The sequence below is a fragment of the Kitasatospora sp. NPDC057518 genome (assembly GCF_042802075.1).
GTDB lineage: Bacteria > Actinomycetota > Actinomycetes > Streptomycetales > Streptomycetaceae > Kitasatospora.
This window is the reverse complement of the sequence record NZ_JBHVEU010000027.1, coordinates 20,040-35,979: the sequence shown is the minus strand read 5'-3', so window position 1 is coordinate 35,979 and position 15,940 is coordinate 20,040. Positions and strand designations below refer to the sequence as shown.

The following is a 15,940-nucleotide window of genomic DNA, read 5'->3' as shown; positions in this document are numbered from 1 at the left end:
CGCGCGGGCTGAGCGCGGCCCGGACGGGGCCCTGGTCGGAGGCGGTGGGCGTAAAGGTCAGCGCACGAACAGCGAGGCCTTGGAGGCGAGGTCGAGGAAGTACTGCGGCAGCAGTCCGAGACCCAGCGTGACCAGCACCCCCACCCCGATCGCGGTCGCCGTGAAGGCGCTCGGCACCGCCACCGTGGGGCCCCCCGGCTGGGGGTCCGAGAAGAACATCAGCACGATGACCCGGATGTAGAAGAACGCGGCCACCGCCGAGCTCAGCACACCGACCACCACCAGCGGGGTCGCCCCGCCGCTGGCCGCGGCCTGGAACACCGCGAACTTCCCGGTGAACCCGGAGGTCAGCGGAATCCCGGCGAAGGCCAGCAGGAACAGCGCGAACACCGCCGCCACCAGCGGCGAGCGCCGCCCGAGCCCGGCCCAGCTGGACAGGTGGGTCGCCTCGCCCTTGGAGTCGCGCACCAGCGTCACCACCGCGAACGCGCCGAGCGTCACGAAGGAGTACGCCAGCAGGTAGAACAGCACCGAGGAGATGCCCTGCTTGTTGACGGCGATCACGCCGGTCAGGATGAACCCCGCGTGCGCGATCGAGGAGTACGCCAGCAGGCGCTTGACGTCCTGCTGGGTCACCGCGAGCACCGCGCCCACCACCATGGTGAGGATCGCGACGCCCCACATCACCGGCCGCCAGTCCAGCCGCAGGCCCGGGAAGGCCACGTAGAACAGCCGCAGGAAGGCCCCGAAGGCCGCGACCTTGGTGGCCGCCGCCATGAAGCCGGTCACCGGGGTCGGCGCGCCCTGGTAGACGTCCGGGGTCCAGGAGTGGAAGGGCACCGCGGCGACCTTGAACAGCAGGCCGACCGCCAGCATCGCCAGGCCGGTCAGCACCAGCGCGTCGCTCTGGGTGGTGCTCAGCTGCGCGGGGGTGGTCATCGCCTTGCCGGAGATGACGTCCCCGATGTCGCCGAGCTTCACGCTGCCCGCGTAGCCGTACAGCAGCGCGGTGCCGAACAGGAAGAACGCCGAGGCGAAGGCGCCGAGCAGGAAGTACTTGACCGCCGCCTCCTGGGAGAGCAGCCGGCGGCGCCGGGCCAGCGCGCACAGCAGGTACAGCGGCAGCGAGAAGACCTCCAGCGCCACGAACATGGTCAGCAGGTCGTTGGCGGCGGGGAACAGCAGCATGCCGCCGACCGCGAACATGGTGAGCGGGAAGACCTCGCTGGTGGCGAAGCCGGCCCGGACCGCGGCCCGCTCCTGCTCGCCGCCGGGGGTCGCGGCGGCCTGGGCGGCGAAGGCGTCGGCGGGCAGGCCGCCGGCCTTGGGCTCCAGCCTCCGCTCGGCGTAGGTGAGCACCGCGACCACGGAGGCCAGCAGGATCACGCCCTGGAGGAACAGCGCCGGGCCGTCCATCGCGACGGACTCCATGGCCAGCAGGTCGATCCGGGTGAAGCCGTGGCTCTGCACGGCCAGCACCACCACGGCGACGAAGGCGCCGACCAGCCCGGCCAGGGCGAGCGTCACCTGGGTCCAGTGCCGGTACCGGCGGGGCACGAAGGCCTCCACCAGGACGCCGGCCACGGCGGCCGCGAACACCACGAGCATCGGGGAGAGCTGGCCGTACTCGATGTGCGGCGCCGGGATGCTGGGGGTGTTGCCGCCGGCGGCGGCGAGCACTGCGGTGGCACTCACTTCTGCTCACCTCCTGAGGTGGCGGCGACCGGGTGGGCCGGCGCCGGGTCGGTCTGGTGGACCTGCGAGAGCGTCGCGTTCACCGAGGGGTTGACCATGTCGGTGAGCGGCTTCGGGTAGACGCCGAGCAGGATGGTCAGCGCCACCAACGGGCCTACCACGGCGAGTTCGCGGGCCTTGAGGTCGGGCATCGTGCGCACCCCGTCCTTCACCGGGCCGGTCATGGTGCGCTGGTACAGCAGCAGGGCGTACAGCGCGGCCAGCACGATGCCGAAGGTGGCCACGATCCCGATCGCCGGGTAGCGGGTGAAGGTGCCCACCAGGACCAGGAACTCGCTGACGAACGGGGCCAGCCCGGGCAGCGACAGGGTGGCCAGACTGCCGATCAGGAACGTCCCGGCCAGCACCGGGGCGACCTTCTGCACGCCGCCGTAGTCGGCGATCAGCCGCGAGCCGCGACGGGAGATCAGGAAGCCGGCCACCAGCATCCACGCCGCCGTGGACAGGCCGTGGTTCACCATGTAGAGGGTCGCGCCGCTCTGGCCCTGGCTGGTCAGGGCGAAGACGCCCATGATGATGAAGCCGAAGTGCGAGATCGAGGCGTACGCCACCAGCCGCTTGATGTCCTTCTGGCCGATCGCCAGCAGCGCGCCGTAGACGATCCCGATCAGCGCGAGGACCAGGATCGCCGGGGCGAAGGTCTTCGAGGCGTTCGGGAACAGCCCGAGGCAGAAGCGCAGCATCGCGAAGGTGCCGACCTTGTCCACCACCGCGGTGATCAGCACCGCGGTGCCGGCGGTGGACTCGCCCATCGCGTTCGGCAGCCAGGTGTGCAGCGGCCAGAGCGGGGCCTTCACCGCGAAGGCGAAGAAGAAGCCCAGGAACAGCGCCTTCTCGGCGGTGCCGGTCAGCTGGAGCCGGCCGTCGGCGATCGCCGAGGTCAGCGTCGGCAGGTCGAAGGTGCCGAAGCCCTGGTCCTGCGCCGTCACGTACAGGCCGATCACGGCGGCCAGCATCACCAGGCCGCCGAGCAGGTTGTAGAGCAGGAACTTCACGGCCGCGTAGGAGCGCTGACGCGCCGACTCGGGGCCGCCCGCCCGGTCGCCGAAGCCGCCGATCAGGAAGTACATCGGGATCAGCATGGCTTCGAAGAACACGTAGAACACGAAGACGTCGGTGGCGTAGAAGGAGACGACCACCATCGCCTCCACCGCCAGGATCAGGGCGAAGAAGGCCTGGGTGCGGCGCTTGTTCTCGAAGGTGCCGTCCGGCCCGGCCGGCGCCGGGTCGGCGTCGTGCCAGGAGGCGAGGATCACCAGCGGCACGAGCACGGCGGTGAGCAGGGCAAGCACCGCGCCGATGCCGTCCACGCCGAGCGAGAAGGTGATGCCGAAGGAGCGGATCCAGCTGTACGACTCGTTCAACTGGAAGCGGGCGCCGTACGGGTCGAACCGGGCCGCCACCACGGCGGCCAGCACCAGGGTGACGGCCGAGGCGCCCAGCGCGACGGCCTTGGTGGTCCTGCGCCGGCTCTCGGAGGACCCGGCGGGCAGCGCGGCCGTCAGCACCGCGCCGGCCGCCGGGACGGCGCAGGTGGCGGTCAACAGGAAGCTCATGGCCTGGCCCCCCAACGGATATCAGGACGAGTCATCACGTGGACCTCATCAGGAGAGTCATGGCGACCAGCACCAGCGTGCCGCCGAACATGGAGAGCGCGTACGAGCGGACGTAGCCGTTCTGGACCCGCCGCAGCCGGCCGGAGAGCCCGCCGATCCCGGCGGCCAGGCCGTTGACCACGCCGTCCAGGCCGCGGCTGTCGAAGAAGACCAGCGCCGCGGCGAGCGCCGAGCCCGGCCGCACCAGCACCGCGTGGTTGAAGTCGTCCTGCAGCAGGTCGCGGCGGGCGGCCCGGGTGAGCGGGGAGCCGACCGGCGGCACCACCGGGACCGGCGAGCGCCCGTACACCAGGTACGCGAGGCCGACGCCGGCCAGCATGCAGGCCGTGGTCAGCAGGGTGACGGTCAGCGGGGCGAGCGGGGAGTTGCCCTCCTCGTGCCCGGTGACCGGCTCCAGCCACTTCAGGAAGGAGTCGTTGAAGGCGAACAGTCCGCCCGCGAAGACCGAGCCGAAGGCCAGCAGGACCATCGGGACGGTCATCGTCCGCGGCGACTCGTGCGGGTGCGGGGCGTTGCCCTCCGCGTCCGGCTGCCAGCGCTTCTCGCCGAAGAAGGTCAGCACCATGACCCTGGTCATGTAGAACGCGGTGACCGCCGCGCCGACCAGCGCGCACCCCCCGAGGATCCAGCCCTCGGTGCCGCCCTTGGCGAAGGCCGCCTCGATGATCTTGTCCTTGGAGAAGAAGCCGGACAGGCCCGGGAAGCCGATGATCGCCAGGTAGCCGAGGCCGAAGGTGACGAAGGTGACCGGCATGTACTTCCGCAGGCCGCCGTAGTGACGCATGTTCACCTCGTCGTTCATGCCGTGCATGACCGACCCGGCGCCGAGGAACAGCCCGGCCTTGAAGAAGCCGTGGGTCACCAGGTGCATGATCGCGAAGGCGTAGCCGATCGGGCCGAGCCCGGCCGCCAGCACCATGTAGCCGATCTGCGACATCGTCGAGCCGGCCAGCGCCTTCTTGATGTCGTCCTTGGCGCAACCGACGATCGCACCGAACAGCAGCGTGACCGCGCCGACCACCACCACGGCGGTCTGCGCGTCCGGCGCCAGGTCGAAGACCGCCGAGGAGCGGGTGATCAGGTAAACGCCCGCGGTCACCATGGTGGCCGCGTGGATCAGCGCCGACACCGGGGTCGGGCCCTCCATCGCGTCCCCGAGCCAGGACTGCAGCGGCACCTGCGCCGACTTGCCGCAGGCCGCCAGCAGCAGCATCAGGCCGATCGCCGTCAGCTTGCCCTCGCTCGCCTGGTGGGCACCGCCGAAGACCGGGTCGAAGGCGAAGGAGCCGAACTCCGCGAACATCAGCATGATCGCGATGGACAGGCCCATGTCGCCGACCCGGTTGACGATGAAGGCCTTCTTCGCCGCCGTCGCCGCACTCGGCTTGTGCTGCCAGAAGCCGATCAGGAGGTACGAGGCCAGGCCCACGCCCTCCCAGCCGAAGTACAGCAGCAGGTAGTTGTCCGCGACCACCAGCAGCAGCATGGCGGCCAGGAACAGGTTCAGGTACGCGAAGAAGCGGCGCCGGCGCTCGTCGTGCGCCATGTAGCCGACCGAGTAGAGGTGGATCAGCGTGCCGACACCGGTGATCAGCAGGACGAAGGTCATCGACAGCTGGTCGAGCCGGAAGGAGATATCGGCCTGGAAGCCGTTCACCGGGATCCAGCTGAACAGGTGCCGGGTGACCGCCCGGTGCTCGGCGTCACGGCCGAGCATGTCCGAGAACAGGGCCAGGCCGAAGCCGAACGAGAGCGCCGCGAGCGCGGTGGCCAGCCAGTGGCCGAAGCGGTCCAGCGCCCGGCCGCCGAGCAGCAGCAGGGCGGCGCCCGCCAGTGGAGCCGCCACCAGCAGCGGAATGAGAGATTTCACCGAGGGCCCTCCGCCTACAGCTTCATCAGGTTGCTGTCGTCGACCGAAGCGGAGTGCCTGGTCCGGAAGATGGAGACGATGATGGCGAGGCCGACCACGACCTCGGCCGCCGCGACCACCATCGTGAAGAACGCGATGATCTGGCCGTCCAAGGTCCCGTGCAGCCGGGAGAAGGTCACCAGGGCGAGGTTCGAGGCGTTCAGCATCAGCTCCACGCACATGAACAGCACGATCGCGTTGCGTCGGACCAGCACCCCGGCCGCTCCGATGGTGAACAACAGGGCCGACAGGTAGAGGTAGTTGACCGGGTTCACTCCGCGCCCTCCTCGTCGGCCGGGTGCTTCACGTTGTTCGCCGGCACCGGCCCGCCGTTCGCCGGCCCGTTCGCCGACCCCTTCGCCGTCACCGCCCCGCCGTTCGCCGGCAGCGGGGCGCCGTTGGCCGGCACCGGCTCCAGCGACTTGCGCGGGGCCTTCACGGCCGGCCGCTCCGAGGACGGACGGCCCAGCCAGTCCGCCGTGCTGTTCTCCAGCTCCGCCATCCGCCGCAGCATCGCCTGGCTGACGTCCCGGACCTGGCCGCGCTCGCGCAGCGTCGCCATCACCGAGTCCTCGGCGATCGTGCCGTCCGGCAGCAGCCCCGGCACGTCCACCGCGTTGTGCCGGGCGTACACGCCCGGCGCCGGCAGCGGCGGCAGCTGGATGTTGTCCACGACCCGCTGCGCCGCCAGCTCGCGCTGCGTCTTCGGCGCCTTCACGTGCTCCCGGTGGGTCAGCACCATCGCGCCGATCGCCGCGGTGATCAGCAGCGCGCCGGTGACCTCGAAGGCCCACACGTAGCGGGTGAAGATCAGCCGGGCCAGGCCCGGCACGTTGCCCTCGGCGTTCGCCTCGGACAGCCCGGTGAAGTGGTCCAGCTTCGCGTTGGCGATCCCGGCGATCAGCAGCACGCCGAAGCCCAGCCCGCACAGCGCCGCGGCGAACCGCTGGCCCTTCAGCTGCTCCTTCAGCGAGTCCTCGCCGGTGACGCCGACCAGCATCACCACGAACAGGAACAGCATCATGATCGCGCCGGTGTACACCACGATCTGCACCACGCCCAGGAACACCGCGCCCTGGGCCATGTAACAGACCGCCAGCGCCATCATGGTGGCCGCCAGGCAGAGCGCGCTGTGCACGGCCTTGCGCATCAGCACCATGCCGAGCGCGCCGCCGACCGCGATCACCGCGAGCACCCAGAACTGGACGGCCTCGCCCGTCGAGGTCGTCCCGGTCGCCTCCGCCAGCCGCGCGATCACTGCTGCACCTCCTTGTCCCGCTCGGTGCGCTCCTGCTGGACCGTCCCCGGCGCCGCCGAGGTGACCTCGCCCCGGTAGTACGCGCCCTCGTCGGCGCCCGGGAAGATCGCGTGCGGGGTGTCGACCATGCCCTCGGACAGGCCCACCAGCAGCTGCTCCTTGGTGAAGATGAGGTCCCGCCGGGAGGAGTCGGCCAGCTCGTACTCGTTGGTCATGGTCAGCGCCCTGGTCGGGCAGGCCTCGATGCACAGCCCGCACAGGATGCAGCGGGCGTAGTTGATCTGGTACACCGCGCCGTAGCGCTCACCCGGGGAGTAGCGCTCCTCGTCCTGGTTGTCCGCGCCCTCCACGTAGATCGCGTCGGCCGGGCAGGCCCACGCGCACAGCTCGCAGCCGACGCACTTCTCCAGGCCGTCCGGGTGCCGGTTCAGCTGGTGGCGGCCGTGGAAGCGCGGAGCGGTGGGCTTCTTCTGCTCCGGGTACTGCTCGGTGAGCCGCTTCTTGAACATGGCCTTGAAGGTCACGCCGAAGCCGGCGGCCGGGCCGAGGATCGACGGACGGTCGCCCCGTTCGGCGTGGCCCGTTCGATCGGACTGGTCGGACATCTCGGTTCAGCTCCCTTCGGAATGGTCGGCCCCGTTGAGGGCGTCCTGGAGTTGCTTCGGGGCACGGCTGCGGCGGCGCGGCACCGGCGGGAGCACCTGGCCGGGCAGCGGCGGGACGGGGTAGCCGCCCGCCATCGGGTCGAACTCCCCCCCGTCCTTCGGCCGGGCCGGGCCCGCGCCGGGCGGGGCCTCCCCGGACTCCGGCTGCTTCCTCAGGAAGTCCCGCAGCAGCGCCAGCAGCAGCACCGCCCCGACCGGGGCGCCCACGTACAGCACCACCTGGCCGAAGCCGTAGCCCTCGTTGCGCAGCGCCCGTACGCTCGCGATCAGCACCAGCCACACCAGCGAGACCGGGATCAGCACCTTCCAGCCCAGCTTCATGAACTGGTCGTAGCGGAGCCGGGGCAGCGTGCCGCGCAGCCAGATGAAGAAGAACAGCAGCAGCTGGATCTTCAGCGTGATCCACAGCATCGGCCACCAGCCGTGGTTGGCGCCCTCCCAGAAGGTCGTCACCGGCCACGGGGCCCGCCAGCCGCCCAGGAAGAGGGTCGAGGCCACCGCCGAGACCGTCACCATGTTCACGTACTCGGCCAGCATGAACATCGCGAACTTCAGCGAGGAGTACTCGGTGTTGAAGCCGCCGACCAGCTCGCCCTCGGCCTCCGGCAGGTCGAACGGCGCCCGGTTGGTCTCGCCGACCATCGCGATGATGTAGACGATGAACGACACCGGCAGCAGCGCCGCGAACCAGGTCGGCTGCTGGTGCGCCACGATCTCCGAGGTCGACATCGAGCCCGAGTAGATGAACACCGCCGCGAAGGACAGGCCCATCGCGATCTCGTAGCTGATCATCTGCGCGGACGAGCGCAGCCCGCCCAGCAGCGGGTACGTCGAACCCGAGGACCAGCCGGCCAGCACGATGCCGTAGATGCCCACCGAGGCCGTCGCCAGGACGTACAGCAGCGCGACCGGGAAGTCCGTCAGCTGGAGCGGCGTACGGGTGCCGAAGATCGACACCTCGTTGCCGGCCGGACCGAACGGGATCACCGCGAAGGCCATGAACGCGGGGATGGCGCAGACGATCGGGGCCAGGATGTAGACCACCTTGTCCGAGCCCTTGACCACCAGGTCTTCCTTCAGCGCCAGCTTCACGCCGTCCGCCAGCGACTGCAGCAGGCCCCACGGGCCGTGCCGGTTGGGCCCGATGCGCAGCTGCATCCAGGCCACCACCTTGCGCTCCCAGACGATCGCGATCAGCACCGTCAGGACCAGGAAGGCGAAGCAGAACACCGCCTTCAGCAGCACCAGCCACCACGGGTCCTGCCCGAAGAAGTGGAGCGTCTCGTACGGCTGCGACGTCATCGGTCCTCCCCTGTGCCGTCGCCGGCGGTCTCGTCCGCGGCCCCGGGTTCGGAGCCGGCCCCGGGTGCGGGTCCGACTTCGGGTCCGGGTCCGACTTCGGGCTCGGGTTCGGGCTCGGGTTCCGACTCGGCCGCGGCGATCGTGACCAGGTGGCCGACGGTGGTGCCGAGCGCGCGGTGGGCACCGCCCGGCGTGGAGTCCAGCGGGACCCAGACCGTGCGGTCCGGGATCGAGTCGGTGACCTCCAGCGGCAGGGTCAGCGATCCGGCCGGACCGGTCAGCCGCAGCTCCTCGGCCGCCTCGGCGCCGATCTCCTTGGCCGTCTCCGCCGAGATCCGGGCCACCGCCCGGTGCCGGGTGCCCGCCAGGTGCGGGTCCCCCTGCTGCAGCACGCCGTTGTCCAGCAGCAGACGCCAACCCGCCAGCACCGCCTGACCGGTGGCCGGTCGGGGCAGCAGGCCCGGGTGCGCCGCCGGGTCGGCCGTGCGGTCGCCCTCCCAGGGGGCGAAGCGGTCCAGCTCCAGCCGGGCCGCCCGGACGTCCGGCAGGCCCAGCCGGTGGCCCAGCGCGTCGGCCAGCATGCCCAGCACCCGCAGGTCCGGCTGGAGGTGGCGGCCCATCTGCTGGTCCGGCTTGAGCGCCGACTCGAACATCCGCACCCGGCCCTCCCAGTCCAGGAAGGTGCCGGCCTTCTCCGCCACCGCCGCCACCGGCAGCACCACGTCGGCCCGCGCCGTCACCGCCGAGGGCCGCAGCTCCAGCGACACCAGGAACGGCACCGCCGCCAGCGCCTCGTCGGCCAGCGCCGGATCCGGCAGGTCGTCCGGGTCCACGCCGCCGACCAGCAGCGCGTCCAACTCGCCCGCCACGGCCGCCGCCAGGATCCCGTCGGTGTCCCGGCCCGGCCGGGACGGCGGCTCGGCGCCGCCCCACACCGCGGCCGCCTCCGCCCGGGCCGCCGGAACGGCCACCGGACGCCCGCCGGGCAGCAGGCCCGGCAGCACGCCCGCCTCGACGGCCCCGCGCTCACCGGCCCGGCGCGACACCCAGGCGAGCCTCGCACCCGTCGCGTGCGCCAGCCGCAGCACCGCCGTCAGCCCGCCCGGGACGGCGGCCAGCCGCTCGCCCGCCAGGATCACCGCGCCCGGGGTGCGCAGCAGTTCGGCCGCCCGGCCCGCGTCGTCGTTCAGCGGCTCGTCCGCCGCCAGCGCCGCGAACCACTCCGGCTCGGTGCCGGGGGCGGCCGGCAGCAGCGCCCCGCGCAGCTTCGCCAGGCCCCGGGAGCCGAACGCGGCCACCGAGAACACCTTCAGGCCCGTCGCCCGGGTCGCCTTGCGCAGCCGCAGGAAGACGATCGGCGACTCCTCCTCCGGCTCGAAGCCCGCCAGCAGCACCGCCGGCGCCCGGTCGAGGTCCTCGTACGACACCCCGGTGCCGTCCACGTCGACGCCCCGCCCGGCCACCGCCGCGGCCAGGAAGTCCGCCTCCTCGCCGCTGTGCGGGCGGGCCCGGAAGTCCACGTCGTTGGTGCCCAGCACCACCCGCGCGAACTTCCCGTACGCGTAGGCGTCCTCGACCGTCACCCGGCCGCCGGCCAGCACCCCCGCCCGGACCCCGCGCAGCCCCTCGGCCGCCCGGGCCAGCGCCTCCGGCCAGGAGGCCGGCACCAGCTCGCCGTCCACCCGCACCAGCGGGGTGGTCAGCCGGTCGCGCTGCTGGGCGTAGCGGAAGGCGAAGCGGCCCTTGTCGCAGTTCCACTCCTCGTTCACCGCCGGGTCCTCGCCCGCCAGCCGGCGCAGCACCTTGCCGCGCCGGTGGTCGGTGCGCTGCGCGCAGCCCGAGGCGCAGTGCTCGCACACGCTCGGCGAGGAGACCAGGTCGAAGGGGCGCGAGCGGAACCGGTACGCCGCCGAGGTGAGCGCGCCCACCGGGCAGATCTGGATGGTGTTCCCGGAGAAGTACGACTCGAAGTCGTCGCCCTCGCCGGTGCCGACCTGCTGCAGCGCCCCGCGCTCCACCAGGTCGATGAACGGGTCCCCGGCGATCTGCTGCGAGAAGCGGGTGCAGCGCGCGCACAGCACGCAGCGCTCGCGGTCCAGCAGCACCTGGCTGCTGATCGGCACCGGCTTCTCGTAGGTGCGCTTCATCCCCTCGAAGCGGGAGTCGGCGGCGCCGCTGCTCATCGCCTGGTTCTGCAGCGGGCACTCGCCGCCCTTGTCGCAGACCGGGCAGTCCAGCGGGTGATTGATCAGCAGCAGCTCCATCACGCCGCGCTGGGCCTTCTCGGCCACCGGCGAGCTGAGCTGGGTGCGCACCACCATGCCCTCGGCCACCGGGATGGTGCAGGAGGCGACCGGCTTGCGCTGGCCCTCGACCTCGACGATGCACTGGCGGCAGGCGCCGGCCGGGTCGAGCAGCGGGTGGTCGCAGAAGCGCGGGATCTGGGTGCCGATGGTCTCGGCGGCCCTGATCACCAACGTTCCCTTGGGGACCCGCACTTCGACGCCGTCGATGGTGAGCGTGACCAGTTCGACCGCTGTCTCGGAGGCCGTTGGCTCTGTGATCGTCACGCGTGCACCTCCCTTTCGGTGGCGGACTGGTGGCCGGGGCGGGGGCCGTCGGCCCAGACGGTGGAGGCGGCCGGGTCGAACGGGCAGCGGCGCTCGGCCAGGTGCTGCTCGTACTCGGCCCGGAAGTGCTGGAGCGAGGAGACGATCGGACTGGCCGCGCCGTCGCCCAGGGCGCAGAACGACTTGCCGTTGATGTTGTCGGCGATGTCGAGGAGCTTCTCCAGGTCCCCGTCGACGCCCTGGCCCGCCTCGATCCGCTTGAGCAGCTGGACCAGCCAGTAGGTGCCCTCGCGGCAGGGGGTGCACTTGCCGCAGGACTCGTGGGCGTAGAACTCCGTCCAGCGGGTGACGGCCCGCACCACGCAGGTGGTCTCGTCGAAGACCTGGAGCGCCTTGGTGCCGAGCATCGAGCCGGCCGCACCGACGCCCTCGTAGTCCAGCGGGACGTCGAGGTGCTCGTCGGTGAACATCGGGGTGGAGGAGCCGCCCGGGGTCCAGAACTTCAGCCGGTGCCCGGCGCGGACGCCGCCGCTGAGGTCGAGCAGCTGGCGCAGCGTGACGCCGAGCGGGGCCTCGTACTGGCCGGGGTTGGTGACGTGGCCGGAGAGCGAGTAGAGCGTGAAGCCGGGGGACTTCTCGGTGCCCAGGGCCTTGAACCACTCCTTGCCGCGGGACAGGATCGGCGGCACCGAGGCGATCGACTCGACGTTGTTGACCACCGTCGGGCAGGCGTACAGGCCGGCGATGGCCGGGAACGGGGGCCGCAGCCTGGGCTGGCCGCGGCGGCCCTCCAGCGAGTCCAGCAGCGCCGTCTCCTCGCCGCAGATGTAGGCGCCGGCGCCGGCGTGCACGGTGATGTCCAGGTCGACGCCCGAGCCGAGGATGTTCCGGCCCAGCAGCCCCGCCCCGTACGCCTCGGCGACGGCCGCGTGCAGCCGGCGCAGCACCGGGACGACCTCGCCGCGCAGGTAGATGAAGGCGTGGTCGCAGCGGATCGCGTAGGAGGCGATGATCATGCCCTCGATCAGCGCGTGCGGGTTGGCGAACAGCAGCGGGATGTCCTTGCAGGTGCCCGGCTCGGACTCGTCCGCGTTGACCACCAGGTAGTGCGGCTTGCCGTCGTTCTGCGGGATGAACTGCCACTTCATCCCGGTGGGGAAGCCGGCGCCGCCGCGGCCGCGCAGGCCGGAGTCCTTGACCAGGGCGATCACGTCGTCCGGCGGCATGGCGAGGGCCGCCTTGAGGCCCTCGTAGCCGTGGTGACGGCGGTAGGTGTCGAGCGTCCAGGGGCGGCTGTCGTCCCAGGAGTCGGACAGGACCGGGGTGAGCAGCTTCTCGGCCGGCTCGGCGGAGGTCATCACGCTTCGCTCCCTTCCTGGCCGTTGCCCGCTTGGGTGGTGCCCGCTTGGCCGTTGGCCGCCTGGCCGTTGCCTGCCTGGCCGTTGGCCTCGGGGCGGGGTGCGTCGGAGCGGGGTGCGTCGGAGCGCGGGGATTCGGGGCGCGGGGCGACCACCTTGGTGCCGGGGGTGCCGGGCAGCGCCTCGCCGCGGGCCAGCCGCAGGCCGGCCAGGGAGGGCGCGCCGCCGGCGCCGGACTCGTCGTTGGCCCCCGGGCGCTCGTCGGGGAAGCCGGCCAGGATCCGGGCGGTCTCCTTGAAGCCGCACAGCCGGGCACCGCGGGTGGGCCGGACCTCTCGGCCGGCCCGCAGGTCGTCGACCAGCTGCCGGGCGCTGTCCGGGGTCTGGTTGTCGAAGAACTCCCAGTTGACCATCACCACGGGCGCGTAGTCGCAGGCCGCGTTGCACTCGATGTGCTCGATCGAGACCTCGCCGTCCTCGGTGGTCTCGTTGTTGCGGACGCCCAGGTGCTCCTGGAGCTCGGCGAAGATCTGGTCGCCGCCGAGCACCGCGCACAGGGTGTTGGTGCAGACCCCGACGTGGTACTTCCCGGCCGGGCGACGCCGGTACATGGTGTAGAAGGTCGCGACCGCGGTGACCTCGGCGGTGGTGAGGTCCAGCTGTTCGGCGCAGAAGCGGATCCCGGTCGGGCTGACGAAGCCCTCCTCCGCCTGCACCAGGTGCAGCAGCGGCAGCAGCGCCGAGCGGGCCTGCGGGTAGCGGGCGATCAGCTCGGCGGCATCGGCGGCCAGCCGGGCACGCACCTCCTCGGGGTACGGTGCGGCCGGCAGTGCCGGCAGTCCGAGTTCGACGTTGGTCACCGGTCCACGCCTCCCATCACCGGGTCGATCCCGGCCACCGCGACGATCACGTCGGCCACCTGGCCGCCCTCGCACATCGCCGCCATCGTCTGCAGATTGGTGAACGACGGGTCCCGGAAGTGGACCCGGTACGGACGCGTCCCGCCGTCGCTGACCACGTGCACGCCCAGCTCGCCCTTGGGCGACTCGACCGCCGCGTACGCCTGGCCGACCGGGACCCGGAAGCCCTCGGTGACCAGCTTGAAGTGGTGGATCAGGGCCTCCATCGAGGTGCCCATGATCTTGCGGATGTGGTCGAGGGAGTTGCCCATCCCGTCCGGGCCGACGGCCAGTTGGGCCGGCCAGGCGATCTTCTTGTCGGCCACCATGACCGGGCCGGGCCGCAGCCGGTCCAGGCACTGCTCGACGATCCGCAGCGACTGCTTCATCTCCTCCAGGCGGATCAGGAAGCGGCCGTAGGAGTCGGCGCTCTCCGCGATCGCGACCTCGAAGTCGTAGTCCTGGTAACCGCAGTACGGGTCGGTCTTGCGCAGGTCGTGCGGCAGGCCGGTGGCGCGCAGGATCGGGCCGGTGGCACCCAGGGCCAGGCAGCCGGGCAGGTCCAGGAAGCCGACATCGACCAGGCGGGCCTTGAACACCGGGTTGCCGGTGGCGAGTTTGTCGTACTCGTGCATCCGGGAGCGGAAGACCTTGACCGCCTCGCGGATCTGGTCGACCGCGCCGGGCGGCAGGTCCTGGGCGAGGCCGCCCGGGCGCACGTACGCGTGGTTCATGCGCAGGCCGGTGACCAGCTCGAAGACGTCCAGGATCAGTTCGCGGTCCCGGAAGCCGTAGATCATCAGGGTGGTGGAGCCGATCTCCATGCCGCCGGTGGCCAGGCAGACCAGGTGCGAGGCGATCCGGTTGAGCTCCATCATCATCACCCGGATGACGTTGGCGCGGTCCGGGACGTCGCCGGTGATGCCGAGCAGCTTCTCGACCGCCAGGCAGTAGGCCGTCTCGTTGAACAGCGGGGTCAGGTAGTCCATGCGGGTCACGAAGGTGGTGCCCTGGACCCAGCTGCGGAACTCCATGTTCTTCTCGATGCCGGTGTGGAGGTAGCCGATGCCGCAGCGGGCCTCCTTCACCGTCTCGCCGTCGATCTCCAGGATCAGCCGCAGCACGCCGTGGGTGGACGGGTGCTGGGGGCCCATGTTGACGATGATGCGCTCGTCGTCGGCCCGGCCAACCGCCTCGACCACCTCGCCCCAGTCGCCGCCGGTGACGGTGAAGACCCGGCCCTCGGTGGTCTCGCGGGCGTCGGCTTCCTCGGTCTCTCCATAGTGCTGGGTGTTCATCAGCTGTACGACCTCCGCTGGTCGGGAGCCGGGATCTGGGCGCCCTTGTACTCGACGGGGATGCCGCCGAGCGGGTAGTCCTTGCGCTGCGGGTGGCCCAGCCAGTCGTCCGGCATCATGATCCGGGTGAGCGCCGGGTGGCCCTCGAAGACCAGGCCGAAGAAGTCGTAGGCCTCGCGCTCGTGCCAGTCGTTGGTCGGGTAGACGCTCACCACGGAGGGGACGCGCGGATCGGCGTCGGGCGCGGTGGCCTCCAGCCGGACCAGCCTGCCGTGGGTGATCGAGCGCAGGTGGTAGACCGCGTGCAGCTCGCGGCCCTTGTCGCCGGGGTAGTGCACGCCGCTCACCCCCAGGCAGAGCTCGAAGCGCAGCGCCGGGTCGTCGCGCAGGATCCGGGCGGTCCTCAGCAGGTGGTCGCGCTCGATGTGGAAGGTGATCTCGCCGCGGTCGACCACCGTCCTCTCGATCACCTCGACCGGGTCCAGACCCTGCTCCTCCAGGGCGCCCTCCAGCTCGTCGGCGACCTCGTCGAACCAGCCGCCGTACGGGCGTTCGCTCGGACCGGGCAGCACGATCGGGGCGGCCAGACCGCCGAAGCCGGAGGTGTCGCCACTGCCCTCGGCACCGAACATGCCCTGGCGGCGGCCGACCACCTCGACCGGGATCTCGCGGACCGGCTGCTCGCGGCGGGTCTCGGGTACCTGCTCGTTCATCGCAGCTGCCCCCGCATCTCGCTGATCGGGGTGGCCTTGAGGGCGAGCGCCTCGCCGAGCTCCTCGGCCCGGCGCCTGTTCACGCCCAGCGGCTCGTGCTGGATCTTGTCGTGCAGCTTCAGGATGGCGTCCATCAGCATCTCCGGACGGGGCGGACAACCGGGCAGGTAGATGTCCACCGGGACGATGTGGTCGACGCCCTGGACGATCGCGTAGTTGTTGAACATCCCGCCGGACGAGGCGCAGACACCCATCGAGATGACCCACTTGGGGTTGGGCATCTGGTCGTACACCTGGCGCAGCACCGGGGCCATCTTCTGACTCACCCGGCCCGCCACGATCATCAGATCGGCCTGCCGGGGGGAGCCCCGGAAGACCTCCATGCCGAACCGGGCCAGGTCGTAGCGGCCCGCCCCGGTGGTCATCATCTCGATCGCGCAGCAGGCCAGACCGAAGGTGGCCGGGAAGAGTGACGCCTTGCGCACCCAGCCGGCGGCCGTCTCCACGGTCGTGAGCAGAAAGCCGCTCGGCAGCTTCTCCTCGATTCCCATCAGATCCCTCTCAATGCCCTCAAGTCCTCTGATACGTGGGCCGGTT

General features: G+C 71.4%; 13 protein-coding genes. All 13 read right to left on the bottom strand.

Annotation, left to right across the window (positions count from 1 at the left end):
- Nucleotides 1-57: 57 nt before the first annotated feature.
- From nuoN to ACFU7Z_RS04970, 13 genes are read right to left on the bottom strand one after another with little or no spacing between them, the layout of a single operon-like run.
- Nucleotides 58-1,695: an NADH-quinone oxidoreductase subunit NuoN gene (gene nuoN / locus ACFU7Z_RS05030; protein ID WP_049652549.1), complete on the bottom strand. Its 1,638-nt coding sequence runs from the start codon at nucleotides 1,693-1,695 to the stop codon at nucleotides 58-60.
- The gene (locus ACFU7Z_RS05025) at nucleotides 1,692-3,311 is read right to left on the bottom strand and encodes an NADH-quinone oxidoreductase subunit M (protein WP_380776179.1); all 1,620 of its coding nucleotides are present in this window, start codon (nucleotides 3,309-3,311) and stop codon (nucleotides 1,692-1,694) included. Before ACFU7Z_RS05025 ends, nuoN begins: the two co-directional genes overlap by 4 nt.
- Nucleotides 3,312-3,345: 34 nt before the next feature.
- Nucleotides 3,346-5,241, bottom strand: a complete 1,896-nt coding sequence (gene nuoL, locus ACFU7Z_RS05020) for an NADH-quinone oxidoreductase subunit L (RefSeq protein ID WP_049652555.1) — start codon at nucleotides 5,239-5,241, stop codon at nucleotides 3,346-3,348.
- A 14-nt stretch (nucleotides 5,242-5,255) separates the two neighbouring features.
- On the bottom strand, nucleotides 5,256-5,555 hold the full coding sequence (gene nuoK / locus ACFU7Z_RS05015) for an NADH-quinone oxidoreductase subunit NuoK (RefSeq protein WP_049652557.1): 300 nt from the start codon (nucleotides 5,553-5,555) through the stop codon (nucleotides 5,256-5,258).
- Nucleotides 5,552-6,535 (bottom strand): NADH-quinone oxidoreductase subunit J, encoded by a 984-nt coding sequence (locus ACFU7Z_RS05010; RefSeq protein ID WP_079272762.1) that lies wholly within the window; start codon nucleotides 6,533-6,535, stop codon nucleotides 5,552-5,554. The genes nuoK and ACFU7Z_RS05010 overlap by 4 nt, the downstream gene beginning before the upstream one ends.
- On the bottom strand, nucleotides 6,535-7,143 hold the full coding sequence (gene nuoI / locus ACFU7Z_RS05005) for an NADH-quinone oxidoreductase subunit NuoI (RefSeq protein WP_380776176.1): 609 nt from the start codon (nucleotides 7,141-7,143) through the stop codon (nucleotides 6,535-6,537). Before nuoI ends, ACFU7Z_RS05010 begins: the two co-directional genes overlap by 1 nt.
- A 6-nt stretch (nucleotides 7,144-7,149) precedes the next feature.
- The gene (gene nuoH, locus ACFU7Z_RS05000) at nucleotides 7,150-8,505 is read right to left on the bottom strand and encodes an NADH-quinone oxidoreductase subunit NuoH (protein WP_375876368.1); all 1,356 of its coding nucleotides are present in this window, start codon (nucleotides 8,503-8,505) and stop codon (nucleotides 7,150-7,152) included.
- On the bottom strand, nucleotides 8,502-11,075 hold the full coding sequence (locus tag ACFU7Z_RS04995) for an NADH-quinone oxidoreductase subunit G (RefSeq protein ID WP_380776173.1): 2,574 nt from the start codon (nucleotides 11,073-11,075) through the stop codon (nucleotides 8,502-8,504). The genes nuoH and ACFU7Z_RS04995 overlap by 4 nt, the downstream gene beginning before the upstream one ends.
- Complete coding sequence (gene nuoF, locus ACFU7Z_RS04990; protein ID WP_049651165.1) at nucleotides 11,072-12,433, bottom strand: NADH-quinone oxidoreductase subunit NuoF; 1,362 nt, start codon at nucleotides 12,431-12,433, stop codon at nucleotides 11,072-11,074. The genes ACFU7Z_RS04995 and nuoF overlap by 4 nt, the downstream gene beginning before the upstream one ends.
- A complete protein-coding gene (gene nuoE / locus ACFU7Z_RS04985; RefSeq protein ID WP_049651166.1) occupies nucleotides 12,433-13,293 on the bottom strand; it encodes an NADH-quinone oxidoreductase subunit NuoE in 861 nt (286 codons plus the stop codon). The genes nuoF and nuoE overlap by 1 nt, the downstream gene beginning before the upstream one ends.
- Complete coding sequence (locus tag ACFU7Z_RS04980; RefSeq protein WP_049651167.1) at nucleotides 13,290-14,630, bottom strand: NADH-quinone oxidoreductase subunit D; 1,341 nt, start codon at nucleotides 14,628-14,630, stop codon at nucleotides 13,290-13,292. The genes nuoE and ACFU7Z_RS04980 overlap by 4 nt, the downstream gene beginning before the upstream one ends.
- Nucleotides 14,630-15,343 carry an NADH-quinone oxidoreductase subunit C gene (locus ACFU7Z_RS04975; RefSeq protein WP_380776168.1) on the bottom strand — a complete coding sequence of 238 codons (714 nt, stop codon included), beginning with the start codon at nucleotides 15,341-15,343 and terminating at the stop codon, nucleotides 14,630-14,632. Before ACFU7Z_RS04975 ends, ACFU7Z_RS04980 begins: the two co-directional genes overlap by 1 nt.
- Entirely contained in the window at nucleotides 15,340-15,894 is a 555-nt protein-coding gene (locus ACFU7Z_RS04970) for an NADH-quinone oxidoreductase subunit B family protein (protein WP_074005520.1), read from the bottom strand. Before ACFU7Z_RS04970 ends, ACFU7Z_RS04975 begins: the two co-directional genes overlap by 4 nt.
- Nucleotides 15,895-15,940: the final 46 nt, after the last annotated feature.

What these genes read in the sequence shown, in the direction of transcription:
- ACFU7Z_RS04975 (WP_380776168.1), bottom strand. Translation starts at nt 15,343, where the DNA reads ATGAACGAGCAGGTACCCGAGACCCGCCGCGAGCAGCCGGTCCGCGAG.
- ACFU7Z_RS04970 (WP_074005520.1), bottom strand. Translation starts at nt 15,894, where the DNA reads ATGGGAATCGAGGAGAAGCTGCCGAGCGGCTTTCTGCTCACGACCGTG.
- nuoF (WP_049651165.1), bottom strand. Translation starts at nt 12,433, where the DNA reads ATGACCTCCGCCGAGCCGGCCGAGAAGCTGCTCACCCCGGTCCTGTCC.
- nuoI (WP_380776176.1), bottom strand. Translation starts at nt 7,143, where the DNA reads ATGTCCGACCAGTCCGATCGAACGGGCCACGCCGAACGGGGCGACCGT.
- ACFU7Z_RS05025 (WP_380776179.1), bottom strand. Translation starts at nt 3,311, where the DNA reads ATGAGCTTCCTGTTGACCGCCACCTGCGCCGTCCCGGCGGCCGGCGCG.
- nuoH (WP_375876368.1), bottom strand. Translation starts at nt 8,505, where the DNA reads ATGACGTCGCAGCCGTACGAGACGCTCCACTTCTTCGGGCAGGACCCG.
- ACFU7Z_RS04980 (WP_049651167.1), bottom strand. Translation starts at nt 14,630, where the DNA reads ATGAACACCCAGCACTATGGAGAGACCGAGGAAGCCGACGCCCGCGAG.